This is a genomic window from Methylobacterium brachiatum, assembly GCF_900113845.1.
Taxonomy (GTDB): domain Bacteria; phylum Pseudomonadota; class Alphaproteobacteria; order Rhizobiales; family Beijerinckiaceae; genus Methylobacterium; species Methylobacterium brachiatum.
In genome coordinates, this window is the sequence record NZ_FOQW01000006.1 from 267725 (window position 1) to 280217 (window position 12493).

At 71.1% G+C, this 12493-nt stretch carries 18 protein-coding genes and 1 other RNA gene; 13 read left to right on the forward strand and 6 right to left on the reverse strand.

Annotated features, from left to right (window positions below; translation table 11 throughout):
- Positions 1-43 precede the first annotated feature (43 nt).
- Entirely contained in the window at positions 44-901 is an 858-nt protein-coding gene (locus tag BMZ47_RS09425) for a CPBP family intramembrane glutamic endopeptidase (RefSeq protein WP_167369018.1), read from the reverse strand.
- Between BMZ47_RS09425 and ssrA the strand changes: the two genes are divergently transcribed.
- From ssrA to BMZ47_RS28500, 3 genes are all read left to right on the forward strand, one after another.
- Positions 893-1275: a transfer-messenger RNA gene (ssrA, locus tag BMZ47_RS09430) on the forward strand. The genes BMZ47_RS09425 and ssrA overlap by 9 nt on opposite strands.
- Before the next feature lie 66 nt (positions 1276-1341).
- Positions 1342-1968, forward strand: coding sequence for an SspB family protein (locus BMZ47_RS09435; RefSeq protein WP_007567598.1), 627 nt, complete (start codon positions 1342-1344; stop codon positions 1966-1968).
- 63 nt (positions 1969-2031) lie between these two features.
- Complete coding sequence (locus BMZ47_RS28500; RefSeq protein WP_167369019.1) at positions 2032-2208, forward strand: hypothetical protein; 177 nt, start codon at positions 2032-2034, stop codon at positions 2206-2208.
- 202 nt (positions 2209-2410) lie between these two features.
- On the opposite strand, the gene BMZ47_RS09440 is transcribed toward BMZ47_RS28500, so the two are convergent.
- Positions 2411-2635, reverse strand: coding sequence for a hypothetical protein (locus tag BMZ47_RS09440; protein ID WP_091861126.1), 225 nt, complete (start codon positions 2633-2635; stop codon positions 2411-2413).
- A 48-nt stretch (positions 2636-2683) separates the two neighbouring features.
- Complete coding sequence (locus tag BMZ47_RS09445) at positions 2684-4102, reverse strand: cytochrome P450 (RefSeq protein ID WP_091861129.1); 1419 nt, start codon at positions 4100-4102, stop codon at positions 2684-2686.
- 121 nt (positions 4103-4223) lie between these two features.
- Between BMZ47_RS09445 and fumC the strand changes: the two genes are divergently transcribed.
- The 4 genes from fumC (at position 4224) to BMZ47_RS09465 (ending at position 6891) form a co-directional block, all read left to right on the forward strand.
- Positions 4224-5639 (forward strand): class II fumarate hydratase, encoded by a 1416-nt coding sequence (gene fumC, locus BMZ47_RS09450; protein ID WP_091861132.1) that lies wholly within the window; start codon positions 4224-4226, stop codon positions 5637-5639.
- Positions 5640-5747: 108 nt separating this feature from the next.
- On the forward strand, positions 5748-5951 hold the full coding sequence (locus BMZ47_RS09455; RefSeq protein ID WP_091861135.1) for a DUF4169 family protein: 204 nt from the start codon (positions 5748-5750) through the stop codon (positions 5949-5951).
- A 10-nt stretch (positions 5952-5961) separates the two neighbouring features.
- On the forward strand, positions 5962-6192 hold the full coding sequence (locus BMZ47_RS09460) for a ribbon-helix-helix domain-containing protein (RefSeq protein WP_091861137.1): 231 nt from the start codon (positions 5962-5964) through the stop codon (positions 6190-6192).
- 81 nt (positions 6193-6273) lie between these two features.
- Positions 6274-6891: a ParB-like protein gene (locus BMZ47_RS09465; protein ID WP_007567608.1), complete on the forward strand. Its 618-nt coding sequence runs from the start codon at positions 6274-6276 to the stop codon at positions 6889-6891.
- 12 nt (positions 6892-6903) lie between these two features.
- Here the strand turns inward: BMZ47_RS09465 and BMZ47_RS09470 are convergent, their stop codons facing one another.
- Entirely contained in the window at positions 6904-7287 is a 384-nt protein-coding gene (locus BMZ47_RS09470) for a PRC-barrel domain-containing protein (protein WP_091861140.1), read from the reverse strand.
- A gap of 118 nt (positions 7288-7405) precedes the next feature.
- Here BMZ47_RS09470 and mepA point away from each other — a divergent pair, with 118 nt between their 5' ends.
- The 3 genes from mepA to BMZ47_RS28505 all read left to right on the forward strand — a co-directional run bounded on the left by mepA (position 7406) and on the right by BMZ47_RS28505 (position 8946).
- Entirely contained in the window at positions 7406-8341 is a 936-nt protein-coding gene (gene mepA / locus BMZ47_RS09475) for a penicillin-insensitive murein endopeptidase (protein WP_091861143.1), read from the forward strand.
- A 19-nt stretch (positions 8342-8360) separates the two neighbouring features.
- On the forward strand, positions 8361-8717 hold the full coding sequence (locus tag BMZ47_RS09480) for a hypothetical protein (protein WP_091861145.1): 357 nt from the start codon (positions 8361-8363) through the stop codon (positions 8715-8717).
- A 64-nt stretch (positions 8718-8781) separates the two neighbouring features.
- The gene (locus BMZ47_RS28505) at positions 8782-8946 is read left to right on the forward strand and encodes a hypothetical protein (protein WP_167369020.1); all 165 of its coding nucleotides are present in this window, start codon (positions 8782-8784) and stop codon (positions 8944-8946) included.
- A 3-nt stretch (positions 8947-8949) separates the two neighbouring features.
- Here BMZ47_RS28505 and msrA read toward each other — a convergent pair whose 3' ends face one another.
- On the reverse strand, positions 8950-9606 hold the full coding sequence (gene msrA, locus BMZ47_RS09485; protein ID WP_091861148.1) for a peptide-methionine (S)-S-oxide reductase MsrA: 657 nt from the start codon (positions 9604-9606) through the stop codon (positions 8950-8952).
- A 216-nt stretch (positions 9607-9822) separates the two neighbouring features.
- Between msrA and BMZ47_RS09490 the strand changes: the two genes are divergently transcribed.
- Positions 9823-10317 carry a PAS domain-containing protein gene (locus tag BMZ47_RS09490; RefSeq protein ID WP_007567616.1) on the forward strand — a complete coding sequence of 165 codons (495 nt, stop codon included), beginning with the start codon at positions 9823-9825 and terminating at the stop codon, positions 10315-10317.
- 10 nt (positions 10318-10327) lie between these two features.
- On the opposite strand, the gene BMZ47_RS09495 is transcribed toward BMZ47_RS09490, so the two are convergent.
- Complete coding sequence (locus BMZ47_RS09495) at positions 10328-10648, reverse strand: hypothetical protein (RefSeq protein ID WP_007567618.1); 321 nt, start codon at positions 10646-10648, stop codon at positions 10328-10330.
- Between the two features lie 227 nt (positions 10649-10875).
- Here BMZ47_RS09495 and BMZ47_RS09500 point away from each other — a divergent pair, with 227 nt between their 5' ends.
- Entirely contained in the window at positions 10876-11553 is a 678-nt protein-coding gene (locus tag BMZ47_RS09500) for an HAD family hydrolase (RefSeq protein ID WP_091861151.1), read from the forward strand.
- Positions 11554-12147: 594 nt separating this feature from the next.
- Positions 12148-12486 carry a hypothetical protein gene (locus BMZ47_RS28795; protein ID WP_091861155.1) on the forward strand — a complete coding sequence of 113 codons (339 nt, stop codon included), beginning with the start codon at positions 12148-12150 and terminating at the stop codon, positions 12484-12486.
- The last annotated feature ends 7 nt before the right edge of the window (positions 12487-12493 follow it).

Genomic DNA, 12493 nt, shown 5'->3' on the forward strand with positions numbered 1-12493 from the left:
CCATCATCACCGGTGACGAAGGGGCCTGACCGTCGTCCCGCGCTCAGGTCGGCCAGAGCACGTAGGTCACCAGGGCGAGGTTCGACCAGCCATGCAGGGCGATGCCGGGCCAGAGCCGGCCGGTGCGCCAGCGCAGCCAGCCGAGCACCAGCGCCAGGGGCAGCAGAGAGACCGGCCGGGCGAGCCCCCAGGACGAGACATGGGCGGCGGCGAAGATCACAGCGGTGGCCAGGATCGCGCCGACCGGCCCGACCGCGTCGCGGGCACGGGCGAAGGCCTCGCCGCGCAGCAGCAGCTCCTCGGCCACGGGGGCCAGCACAGCGAGATAGAGCAGCCAGGCCACGACCGCGCTCTGGCTCATGAACGGCGACAGCGTCACCTTCCGGCCGAAGCTCGCGCCGAACAACTCGGCCGTGCCGGTGACCCAGGCGATGTGCAGCACCGGCCAGACCAGGAGGAGCGCCAGCAGCGCGACCGGGCGCATCCCGTTCGGGCGCTCGCGATCGAGCGCCAAGCGCCGACGCCAGCCGGCCCGGTCGCGCCACCATGCCCCGCCGAGCACCAGGGCGGCGAGGTAGACCTGGCGCAGGGCGTCGACCGCGAAGGCGCGGTGGGCGAGGTCCACCGCGCCGAGGAACGGGCGCCGCTCCGGCGGCAGGAACGGGTCGATCCCGGCCCAGAGGTCGAAGCCGACCCGGACGCTGGCGAGGGACAGCAGGCTCGCGGCGCCGAGATAGACCAGCACGAGGGCGACGAGCGCGCCGAGGCGCCAGGTCGCCCCCCAGATCCGGTCGAGCCGGCTCGACCCGTCGGGCGCGGAACCGCGCGACTGCGCATTTCCGGCAACAGCCGCATCAAGAGGTTCGCCCTGAGACAGTGGCGCGACACGATCGGGCTTCAAAACCGGACCGATCCCCTCTATATCTTGGGAGCCGGTCGCGAGGCCGGCTATGGCGATAAACGGTCTTCGAAATAAACCTATCGGACCCGGGGGCGGTACCCGGCGCCTCCACCTGAGCCCAGGACCGATGGCCGCAAGGCCGACGGAGCTGGACTGGTCTCAGGCGGGGGCGAAGCTAGGATCGACGAAGGCGTAAAGGTAGATCTTTCGCTCGGCATGGTTCCGCCGTTATCGGGCCGCTGCAAGAGTTGCCAACGACAACTTTGCTCCGGTGGCGGTGGCCGCGTAAGCGGTCTCCAAGATCGGTCTCAAGTCCTCGCGGTTAGCATCGCGTAGGCGGGGCAGGAAGGCGCCCGGCACCAGAAGCCTTCACTCATTTCCTCGGTCCGGCCATCCGCGGCGGGGCGCCGGGCGCAGACCGGGCTAGAGCGCGACCGCAGATGGCAGACGACCTGATTCGCTACGATCTCCTGGTGCAGGACGCCCTTCGCGGGGTGGTCCGCAAGGTGCTGACCGACGCCGCCCGGGACGGCTTGATGGGGGACCATCACTTCTACGTCTCGTTCCGGACGGAGGCGCCCGGCGTGCGGATGTCGCAGGCCCTGCGCGAGAAGTACCCGCAGGACATGACCATCGTCCTGCAGCACCAGTTCTGGGATCTCAGCGTCAACGAGCACACGTTCGAGGTCGGCCTGTCCTTCTCGGGCGTGCCGGAGCGGCTGCTGGTGCCGTTCGACGCCCTGTCGGGCTTCTTCGACCCCTCCGTGCAGTTCGGCCTGAAGTTCGACCTCACCGAGGCCGGCGAGGTGCCCGAGGAGGCCAACGCCGCCCCGGCCAAGACCGGCCCGCGCGGGGCCGGCTCCGAGCCGAGCGAGGTCCGGCCGAAGGGCTCCGGGCTCGCCACGATCGGCTCGGCCGCCCCGAAGGTCCTGCCGGCGCCGGCCGCCCAGGGCGACAAGCCCGGCGCGAAGCCGGACGAGAAGGCCCCCCGCCCCGCCGCCAAGAAGGACGGCGAGGAGGGCAGCGCCGAGGTCGTGAGCCTGGACGCATTCCGGAAGAAGAGCTGAACGCGCCGGGCCGAAACGTCGGCCCGGGGATTCATCGGTGGACGAGACTGTCGCGCCGCCGTCATGTCGACGGCGGAGCGCGCACATCGCGCGAAACGCTTCAACGAAGATGTGAAGCTCGCCGCGACGTTCTTCAACGCCACGGCCATTCTCGCGATCGGAACAGCGTTCTGCGTCCCGCGGATGTGTTCACCAACGACGGCCGGGCTTTCCCGCTCGCGTCCCTCATCCGACATCTGATCGGGCAGATCGCGATGCGGTTGCTCCTGCGCGCCGAGGCGCTTCGATCGCCCTCCGAAAGATCACCTCAATATCGCGGCGCGCCTGCTCCTGGTCCGTCGTCGGCGTGGCTTCATGCGCCCGAGCCGGCGTTTCGAGCTCGGTGACGGCGCTCACCAGTGCCTCGACGATCCCTGCCGCCCAACGCCTCGAAGGGCGGTCGTCACGGGCCGATCAGTTTGACGAAAGCCGCACCGGCCCCGAAGAACGCGGCCGCGGCGGCCATGCCGGCGAAGCCGATGGAGCGCGGGCTGAGCAGGCGATCCCGACCGATCTTCAGGGCCTCGGCCTGAAGCTTCGACTGCTCCGCGATCAGCTTGCGCTGCTCAGCCACGAACGTTTCCGTCTCGGCGCAGTCCAGCGTGGCGGGCGCAGCGGTATCGGACATCGGGGAGGCTCCGTCCGGTCCACAAGGCGCGAACCGGCAGGGACCGCGTCAACCCGCTCGGGCCCGCAGCTCCGCCTCCATGCGCAAGCCGTGCTCCGGCCGGAGCGTCACCCGGTGGAGCGGCATGACCGGCGGGTGATCCGCCGGCATATGGAAGCGCACCGCCCGCACCACATGGGCCAGCACGATCACCGCTTCCTGAATGGAGAAACTCTGGCCGATGCAGACCCGCGGGCCGGCGCCGAAGGGCAGGTAGGCGAAGCGTGGGATCGCGTCCCGGCTCTCCGGCAGGAAGCGTTCCGGCATGAACGCCTCCGGGTCCTGCCACAACGTCCGGTGGCGGTGAAGCACCCAGGGCGCCACCATCACCAGGGAGCCGCGGGGCACCTTGATCCGGCCGAGCCGGTCGTCCCGGGTCGCCTGCCGGCTCAGGAACGGCACCGGCGGGAACAGGCGCATCGCCTCCTCGATCACCGCCCGCGTGTAGGGCAGCCGCTCGACGGCGAAATCGCCCTCGCCGGCCGCGTCCACCTCGGCCTCGACCCGGGCCTGCGCGGCGGGATCCTGCGACAGGCAGTAGAGCGCCCAGGTCAGGGAATTGGCCGTGGTCTCGTGCCCGGCCGCGATGAAGGTCACGATGTTGGCCTTGACCGCGAGGTCGGAGAGGCCGTTGCCGGTCTCGGGATCCTGGGCGGCGAGCAGCAGGGTCAGCAGGTCGCGGGGCGCCTCGCCGCGCGCCATCGCCGCCTTGCGCCGGGCGATGAGCTCGTCGACCACCTCGGCGAAGAACCGGCCGGCCGGCCGCGCCCGCAGGCGGCCGATGCGGGGCACGAAATCGGGCACCCCGAACACGTCGAGGGGGTCGATCGGGCCCACGGCCTCCAGGAACCGGGTGATCGCGCGGCCCAAAGCGTCCGGATCGCCCGGTAGCCCCTGGGTAAAAATCGTCCGCTCCAGCACGTCGAGGGTGACGCGGGTCATCTCCAGGGCGACGTCAACGGGCTTGCCGCCCCGGCGGGCGAGGCGGCGCCCCAGCTTGGCCCCGGCCGCGTTCATCGCGTCGGAGAAGCCCTGGACCGTGCGGGCGTTGAAGATCGGCGCGAGGGTCCGGCGCTGGAGCCGCCACTCGTCCCCCTCGGCGCTGAGCAGGCCGTTGCCCAGGCCCGGCGCCAGCACGCGCCGCTGGAGGTCGTCCTTGCGGTAGCCCTCGACATTCTCGACCAGGAGGTAGCGAATCAGCGCCGGGTCGCTGACCACGGTGATCCGGCCCATGGCGCCCTCGGCGGCTACCACCGGCTCCTTGAAGTGGACGTCCATCCAGGTGGTGATCGGGTTCTTGCGGGCGGCCCGGAGGAAGTCGAACAGGCCCAGCGGCTCGTGCAGCGGACGGGGCACGGGCGGGCGGAACCGGGCGGCGGGCGCCCCCTCGGCCAGATCGCGGGCGGTTCGGTCGATCGTCGCGCTCATCGGCTCCTTGTCCGGCGGGAACAGAGCCCCGCTCTTGTCCGGCGCCGGGGAAAACCGGCATCGCGATTCACCTGCGCCTCATTTAAGTAAGCACCGCACTGCACCAAACGTAGAGGCCACGATGTCGCCCACCGAGACCGGAACCGCCACCCGCACCGAGTCCGACACCTTCGGGCCGATCGAGGTCCCGGCCCACCGGTACTGGGGGGCGCAGACCCAGCGCTCGATCCAGAACTTCAAGATCGGCACCGAGCGCATGCCGGCGCCGCTGGTCCACGCGCTGGGCCTGGTGAAGCAGGCCGCCGCCCTGGTGAACAAGGATCTCGGCGCGCTGGAGCCCAAGCTCGCCGACGCCATCGCGGCCGCCGCCGCCGAGGTCGTGGCCGGCAAGTACGACGAGGAATTCCCGCTCGTGGTCTGGCAGACCGGCTCGGGCACCCAGTCGAACATGAACGCCAACGAGGTGATCGCGAGTCTCGCCAACGAGGCGCTCGGCGGGAAGCGCGGCGGCAAGACGCCGATCCACCCGAACGACCACGTCAACCGCGGCCAGTCCTCGAACGACACCTTCCCGACCGCCATGCACATCGCCGTGGCAAGGGAGATCAGCGGCCGGCTGATGCCGGCGCTCACCCATCTGCACACGGCGCTCGACGCCAAGGCCAAGGCGTTCGAATCGATCGTCAAGATCGGCCGGACCCACCTGCAGGACGCGACCCCGGTCTCCCTCGGCCAGGAATTCTCCGGCTACGCCGCCCAGGTGGCGCTCGGCGGCTCGCGCGTCGCCGCGACGCTGCCCGGCGTGCTGGCGCTCGCCCAGGGCGGCACCGCGGTCGGCACCGGCCTCAACGCGCATCCCGAATTTGCGGACAAGTTCGCCGCCAAGGTCGCGGCGCTGACCGGCCTGGAATTCACCAGCGCCGCCAACAAGTTCGAGGCGCTCGCGACCCACGACGCGCTGGTGTTCACGCAGGGCGCGCTCTCGGCGCTGGCCGCCGGCCTGTTCAAGATCGCCCAGGACATCCGCCTGCTCGGCTCCGGCCCGCGCTCGGGCCTCGGCGAGCTGTCGCTGCCGGAGAACGAGCCCGGCTCCTCGATCATGCCCGGCAAGGTCAACCCGACCCAGTGCGAGGCGCTGACCATGGTGTGCTGCCAGGTGGTCGGCAACGCGACCACGGTGAGCTTCGCCGGCTCCCAGGGCAATTTCGAGCTGAACGTGTTCAAGCCGGTGATCGCCAACGCGGTGCTGCAATCGATCCGGCTGCTCGCCGACGCGGCGGTGAGCTTCACCGACAATTGCGTGGTCGGCATCAAGGCCAACGAGGACAAGATCGCCGACCTGATGAGCCGCTCGCTCATGCTGGTGACCGCGCTCGCCCCCTCGATCGGCTACGACAAGGCCGCCGAGATCGCCAAGACCGCGCACAAGAACGGCACCACCCTCAAGGAGGAGGCGCTGCGCCTCGGCTACGTCACCGAGGAGGAGTTCGAGCGCGTGGTCCGGCCGGAGACGATGCTGGCCCCCAGCGCCGAGTAACCTGCGCGAAAATCCCGGATCCACGAGGTCCGGGACCTTGTGCGGGTCCAGGGCGGAGCCCTGGTATCCCGGGGGCTCCGCCCTCAACCGAGAGCCGGGAGGCGATCCGTGGCCGAGATCATCAACCTGCGCCAGGTCCGCAAGGCCAAGGCCCGCGCGGCCGAGGATGCCAAGGCCGAGGAGAACCGGATCGCCTTCGGGCGTCCGAAGAAGGCCAAGACCCTGCAGCAGCGGCGCAAGGCCCTGGAGATCGAGCGCCACGAGGGCCACCGGCTCGAGCGCGGCGAGCCGGAGCCCGATTCGTCCCCATGACGCGCGCATCGTGAGCGCGGGGCTCAGCAAGCGCTCGGTGGTGATCGCGGGCCATCGCACCAGCGTGTCCCTGGAGGACCCGTTCTGGGCGGCGCTCCGGGAGGTCGCGGAGGCGCGCGGCCAGTCGGTCCAGGCGCTGATCGGCGCGATCGATGCCGGCCGGGGCGGCCAGAACCTGTCCTCGGCGATCCGGGTGTTCGTGCTGGACGCGGTGCGGGCCGGGCCAATCGGCAAATCGTGAGCACGATCCGGCCGGGTCGGCCTTCCGATCCGGCGCCGGGTATGGAATCTGCGCGACACAACCACGCAGGACGCTCGAGTCATGACCAACCGCGAACCGCTGCTCAAGCCGATCCCGATCACCGAGCTGCGCCCGACCCAGATGACGGTGGGCTACCGGGAGGTCGCCGAGAAGCGTCGGCGGTGGCGCAGCTACGACGGCGAGAAGAAGAAGGCGTTCCTCGGGGCGCACATGATCCCGACCGTGCTCGGGCCGAAGAAGAACCACTACGTGGTCGACCATCACCACCTCGCCCGGGCGCTGCACGAAGAGGGCGTGGAGAGCGTGCTGGTCACGGTGCTGGCCGACCTGCACCATCTGGAGAAGGACGCGTTCTGGACGGTCTGCGACCACAAATCCTGGGTCTATCCCTACGATGCCGAGGGCGTGCGGCGGGACTTCAAGGACATCCCCAAGGCGATCGACGACCTGGCCGACGACCCGTTCCGGAGTCTCGCCGGCGAGCTGCGCCGGGCCGGCGGCTTCGCCAAGGACACGACGCCGTTCAGCGAGTTCCTCTGGGCGGACTTCCTACGCCGCAACATCAAGGAGAAGCGCGTCGAGAACGATTTCTCGGAGGCGCTGGAGAAGGCGATGGCGCTCGCCAAGTCCAAGGAGGCCGGCTACCTGCCCGGCTGGTGCGGCCCCTCGGAGGGCTGAACCGCCGCCGGCTCAGATCCCCCAATAGGGCGCGGCGTCGTAATACCGGTGGATCTGCTCCTCCCAGGCGCCGTCCGCGGCCGGGTCGGTGCCCTCGGGGGTGCGGGCGGGGGCGGCGCGCAGCTGCTCCTCGGTGATGTCGAGCACGTAGGCGTCCTGCTCGGGCTCGAAGTGCAGCACCGACCAGGGCAGCGTGTAGAACTCCTCGCCGAGGCCCAGGAAGCCGCCGAAGCTCATCACCGCGTAGGCGACCCGGCCGGAGATCTTGTCGAGCATCAGCCGCTCGATCCGGCCGACCTTGCTGCCGTCCGGCCGGCGCACATCCGTGCCGATGACCCGATCGCTGGCGATCAGGCTGCGCGGCTGCCGCGCCGCGGGTTGAGGATTGGCCGCCATGCTCGCCTCCCGGGTCGTGATCGGCGTTTCGATCTCTGCCCGAAAAACGCCCCGGCCGTGGGCGACGTTCCGGTCCGGGCCTGCGCCCGCCCCCTCAGCCGGACGAACAGCTCCCCGCATGCCGATCCCGCGTCTCACCCCGAATCCCCGCGCGCGCCTCGCGCTCGCCGCCCTGATCCTGTCCGCCGCGGGGGCGCACGCCCAGGACCGCGGCAGCGTCAACCCGAAGCCGCTGCCGCCGCTCGAGCATCCGGATGCGCCCTCGACCCCGGCCAAGGCGCTGTTCGGACGCGTCACCCGGGCCTCCAGCGGGCCGGCCCATATCTACGGCTTCTACGCCAAGGGCTGCTTTTCCGGCGGGCAGGCGCTGCCCCTCGACGGGCCGAACTGGCAGGTCATGCGCCCGTCCCGCAACCGGATGTGGGGCACGCCCTACCTGATCGATTTCGTCGAGCGCCTATCGCAGAAGGCCGCCCGGGTCGGCTGGCCGGGCCTGCTGGTCGGCGACATGGCCCAGCCCCGCGGCGGCCCGATGATCACCGGCCACGCCTCACACCAGATCGGCATCGACGCCGACATCTGGCTGACCCCGATGCCGGACCACCGCATGAGCCGGGCGGAGCGCGAGGAGACCTCGGCCACCGACATGGTCCGCCCCGACCGCCTCGACATCGACCCGGAGGTCTGGACGCCGACCCATCTGCAATTGATCAAGGTCACCGCCGAGCAGCCGGAGGTGGAGCGCATCTTCGTCAACGCGGCGATCAAGAAGGCCTTGTGCCGGGAGGCCTCGGGCCGGAGCTGGATGTCCAAGGTGCGCCCGATGTACGGGCACAATTACCATTACCATATCCGGCTCGCCTGCCCGGCCGGCCAGGACGATTGCCAGCCCCAGGGCGCGCCCGCCGCCGGGGATGGCTGCGACGACCTCGGCTACTGGTTCTCGGACGCGGTGCTGCACCCGAAGCCGCCCAAGGTGCCGCCGAAGCCGAAGCCCGCTATGACCATGTCGGCCCTGCCCGCCGCCTGCCGCGCCGTGCTGAAGGCGCCGTAGCCCGATGGAGCATCACCGAATGCGGATCCGCAGCCTCATGCCGATGGCGCTCGTCCTAACCCTCGCCGGGGGGCAGGCGTTCGGCGAGACGCCGGCGGAGCCGCCGGCCAATGCCCTCAAGGCGGCCAAGCTCGCCGGGCTGGCCGGCTTCGTGAACACCCATTGCGAGACGCTGCGGACCGACGGCGACCGCTTCAAGAGCGTCGTCCAGGCCATGGGCGTCGATCCCGCGGATCTCGAGCGCGATGCCCTGCTGCTGCAGGCCCGGTCCTACCTGGCCGTGTACGAGAAGGACGTGCCGGCGAGTTGCACCCGCGCCGACGCGATGTTCGGCCGGACGGGCACGGTGGTCCCGGGCGTGTTCGTCCCGCGCTGAGGCGTTCCGACACGCGGCGCGCGGATCGTTCGCCGAACCGGGCGCGACGTGCTAACGCCACCGGATGCCCCGCTGGCTTTTCCTCATCCTCGTCACCGCCCTCGCCCTCTCGGTCGTGGGCGGCGTGCTCATCGTCCTGCGCAGCCCGAGGAGCAGCACGCCGCAGCCCGAGCCGGCCGCGGTCACCGCGCCCGCGGCGCCGGCACCGCGGCCGGGCGGCAACCCGTAAGGGTCAGGCGGCGATCCCGGTCCCGACCGGGCAGCTCACCCCGGTGCCGCCGAGCCCGCAATAGCCCGCCGGGTTCTTGGCGAGGTATTGCTGGTGGTAGGCCTCCGCGAAGTAGAAGGTCTCCAGCGGCACGATCTCGGTGGTGATGTCGGGGAAGTCGCGCGCCCGCAGCGCCCCGGCATAGGCCGCGCGCACGGTTTTGGCGGTGGCCTCCTGCTCCGGGCCGTTGGTGTAGATGCCCGAGCGGTACTGCGTGCCGACATCGTTGCCCTGGCGCATGCCCTGGGTCGGGTTGTGGCTCTCGAAGAAGGTCCGCAGCAGGGCGTCGAGCGGCAGCACCGCGGGGTCGAAGGCCACCAGCACGACCTCGTTGTGGCCGGTCTGGCCGGTGCAGACCTCCTCGTAGGTCGGGTTCGGCGTGTAGCCCCCGGCATAGCCGACCGCGGTGACGAACACGCCCTTCGGCAATTGCCAGAACCGGCGCTCGGCGCCCCAGAAGCAGCCGAGCCCGAGCACGATCGTCTCGGTCCCCGGGGGATAGGGCCCCTTGAGCTGGTTGCCGTTGACGAAATGGGTCTCGGCGGTCGGGATCGGGTTCGGGCGGCCCGGCAGGGCGTCGGCGGGGCTCGGCATCTCGGGGCGCTTGCGGAACGGGAACATCGTCTCTGGCCTTCCGGGTCTTCAGGGCGTGGTCCGAATATGGGCACGCCCGGCCCGGCGAGAAAGCTTCGGGCTTCCGTCCCGACCGTACAGACCGCGCGAAAACCCGCCGCGCCGTTCAAATCGCAGCCGGAGCACTGGACCGGAGCCGCAATTTCCGGCTTGTAAGCGCGCGAGGCCTCGACCCGCAGGTTGAGGCGTGAAGGGCTGAGCCGGATGGACGCGGGCTGGACCGCTACGAGCCACGTGCTGGACAACCTCCGGGCGGAGTCGAACCGGGGCGACCCGTTCGCCGCGGCCGTGCGGGCAACCCGGATGCCGACGATCGTCACCGATCCGCGGCAATACGACAACCCGATCGTCTTCGCGAACGACGCCTTCCTCAACCTCACCGGCTACACGCGGCTGGAGGTGACCGGGCGCAATTGCCGCTTCCTGCAGGGGCCCGGGACCGAGGCGGCCGCGGTGGACCGCCTGCGCGCCGCGATCCGGCAGGGAGTCGACATCAAGATCGACCTGCTCAACTACCGCAAGGACGGCTCGGTCTTCCAGAACGCGCTCTATGTCGGGCCGGTGCGGGACGCGACCGGGACGGTCGTCTACTACTTCGCGTCCCAGATCGACGTGAGCGAACACTACGCCCTCACCGCCGAGATCGCGCGGCTGAAGGCCGAACTCGCCGAGGCCCGCGCCCAGCTCGCGGCGCGGTAGGGCCGCGCCCTCAGGGCTTCGTCAGGAACCCGATCGGCTCCCGGCCCGGCTGGCCGAGCCAGAGCAGGACCGCGCCGAGCCCCAGCCCGATCAGCGAGGCCGGGGCGAGGGTCAGCGGCAGGCCCAGCAGGTGCCAGAGCCAGGGCGCCGCCCCTTCGAGGCTGCCCTGCAGGGTGCCGGACTTGTCCTTGGACAGGGTGGCGATCACGTCCGAGAGCGGCGTCACCCGCAGGCCATTGTTGGCGATCGAGCGGGCGCCGTCATAGACCAGCGCGACGAAGCCGCCGGCCATCAGCAGGAAGCCCAGGACGCGGGCCAGGAAGCGGAACATCGCGGGATCTTCTGAGCCATGCCTGCGCGCCCGGGCGGGCGCCCGAACCGGGAGTATGGGGCCGGGCCGCCCGGTGCAAGCCGCGGCACGCATGGACTCGCCTGCAGCGCGCTTGGAGTCGCCTGCGGCACGCACAAGGTGCGCTGCGGCATAGGCGCGGTTGCCGCCCCAAGGGGGCCATGCCACAGGGACGCCCGGCGGCGCGGGGCCGTCGAGGACCATCGACCTTGGACGCGCACGCCCAGAAGCCCGGCCTGGTGATCTTCGATTGCGACGGCGTCCTGGTCGACAGCGAGCCGCTGAGCCTCGCCTGCCTGACCGCCGGCCTCAACCGGATCGGCGTCGCCATCGATTTCGAGACCGTGCGGGCGCGCTTCACCGGCACCTCCATGGTGTCGATCATGGAACACATCGCGCGCGATTACGGCGTCACCGCACCCCCGGGCTTCGTCGAGGCGGTCAAGGCGGAGACGCTCGCCCTGTTCGATGCCGAGCTGCGGGCGATGCGCGGCGTCGCGGAGGCGGTCTCGGCCCTGGGCCTGCCGTCCTGCGTCGCGTCGAGCAGCGACCCGGTGCGGCTGCGCCATTCCCTGGGCCTGACCGGGCTGCTGCCGCTGTTCGGCGAGAACGTCTTCTCCTCGGCGCAGGTCGCCCGGGGCAAACCCTTCCCCGACCTGTTCCTGTTCGCCGCCGCGCGCATGGGTGCGGCGCCGGATTCCTGCCTGGTGATCGAGGACAGCGTGCCCGGCGTCACCGCGGCGAGGAGCGCCGGCATGCGGGTCGCGGGCTTCACCGGCGGCGGCCATTGGGGCCACGACCCGGCGGGGGCCGACCTGGTGCGGGCCGGCGCCGGCCAGGTCTTCTCGGATTTCGCGGACCTCGCCGCGGTGATCGCCGGGGCCTGAACCATCGCGTCTCCCAGGCGGCCGGGCGGGACCGGTTTCCTGCCAAGCCGGCGCCGAAAATCGGAAGCGCGTTCCGTTGACGGGCCGGCGCCCCGGGCCCATCTTTGCCCTCGCCGAACGGGGCGGACGTCCTGGCCCGCCCCCTCGGCCGCGGTGATTTGAGAAGCGTAGCTTGCGCCGCGTCATCAAACGCTAAAGCACTGCGACGGCGCACGCGCCGCGCGGTCCTTCAGTCTGGAGGACATTGGATGTCGATCCGAACCGGCTCCTTTCGCCACCCGCTCCGTGATGCGCACGGTGCCCCGACCTGCTGGCGGCGCTGTCGACTCCGAGCGGATGACGCGCCCATGGCCCGCGGTTTCGCGTCGAAACCGGGCCCGCGCGCCAAAGCCTGAACGGGCCGCGATCCGGCCCGACACGGCAGGTCCGCCGGGCGCACGCGCTGCCCGATCGGCGATAGCGCGTTCGTCACATCAAGGGGCTAGAGACCCGCACGATCGACGTGATCGGCGAGACCTGAGCCGCACCGACCCTTCGCAGCACTTCCCGCATTCCGGCACGGCCCTGGCGCCGGCCAAGGCAGGATTCCGTCCCATGCACAGTCTCGATGTCGGGCTTCCGCCGACAAACCGTCCCGACCCCTTCACCGACGACCTCGCCCCCGAAGACGTCACGCTCTCCGACCGGGCTTCGGCGGATCGGGCCGAGCCGCCGCGGGTGATCGAGATCGGCGAGGTCACCGCCGGCATCGCCGTGCCCGAGGGGCGCGGCGTGCGGTTCTTCTCGTCGTCACGGGATTTCGACGGCCTCGACGGCGCCGTGTTCCGCAACGCCGAGCAGGCGGCCCGCGCCGCCCGCGAGCGGGCTGCGGCCCGGGCTCGTGCGAACGCCCGTGGCGGCCAGGCGGCGGAGATCCGGCGCCGCCGGGCCTGACCCGGCC

Excerpts from the sequence above, each read along its gene's own strand:
- mepA (WP_091861143.1), top strand. The coding sequence starts at position 7,406 with ATGCCGATCCCGCGTCTCACCCCGAATCCCCGCGCGCGCCTCGCGCTC.
- msrA (WP_091861148.1), bottom strand. The coding sequence starts at position 9,606 with ATGTTCCCGTTCCGCAAGCGCCCCGAGATGCCGAGCCCCGCCGACGCC.
- BMZ47_RS28795 (WP_091861155.1), top strand. The coding sequence starts at position 12,148 with ATGCACAGTCTCGATGTCGGGCTTCCGCCGACAAACCGTCCCGACCCC.
- BMZ47_RS09480 (WP_091861145.1), top strand. The coding sequence starts at position 8,361 with ATGCGGATCCGCAGCCTCATGCCGATGGCGCTCGTCCTAACCCTCGCC.
- BMZ47_RS09445 (WP_091861129.1), bottom strand. The coding sequence starts at position 4,102 with ATGAGCGCGACGATCGACCGAACCGCCCGCGATCTGGCCGAGGGGGCG.
- BMZ47_RS09435 (WP_007567598.1), top strand. The coding sequence starts at position 1,342 with ATGGCAGACGACCTGATTCGCTACGATCTCCTGGTGCAGGACGCCCTT.
- BMZ47_RS09490 (WP_007567616.1), top strand. The coding sequence starts at position 9,823 with ATGGACGCGGGCTGGACCGCTACGAGCCACGTGCTGGACAACCTCCGG.
- fumC (WP_091861132.1), top strand. The coding sequence starts at position 4,224 with ATGTCGCCCACCGAGACCGGAACCGCCACCCGCACCGAGTCCGACACC.
- BMZ47_RS09440 (WP_091861126.1), bottom strand. The coding sequence starts at position 2,635 with ATGTCCGATACCGCTGCGCCCGCCACGCTGGACTGCGCCGAGACGGAA.
- BMZ47_RS09470 (WP_091861140.1), bottom strand. The coding sequence starts at position 7,287 with ATGGCGGCCAATCCTCAACCCGCGGCGCGGCAGCCGCGCAGCCTGATC.
- BMZ47_RS28505 (WP_167369020.1), top strand. The coding sequence starts at position 8,782 with ATGCCCCGCTGGCTTTTCCTCATCCTCGTCACCGCCCTCGCCCTCTCG.
- BMZ47_RS28500 (WP_167369019.1), top strand. The coding sequence starts at position 2,032 with ATGTCGACGGCGGAGCGCGCACATCGCGCGAAACGCTTCAACGAAGAT.
- BMZ47_RS09495 (WP_007567618.1), bottom strand. The coding sequence starts at position 10,648 with ATGTTCCGCTTCCTGGCCCGCGTCCTGGGCTTCCTGCTGATGGCCGGC.
- BMZ47_RS09465 (WP_007567608.1), top strand. The coding sequence starts at position 6,274 with ATGACCAACCGCGAACCGCTGCTCAAGCCGATCCCGATCACCGAGCTG.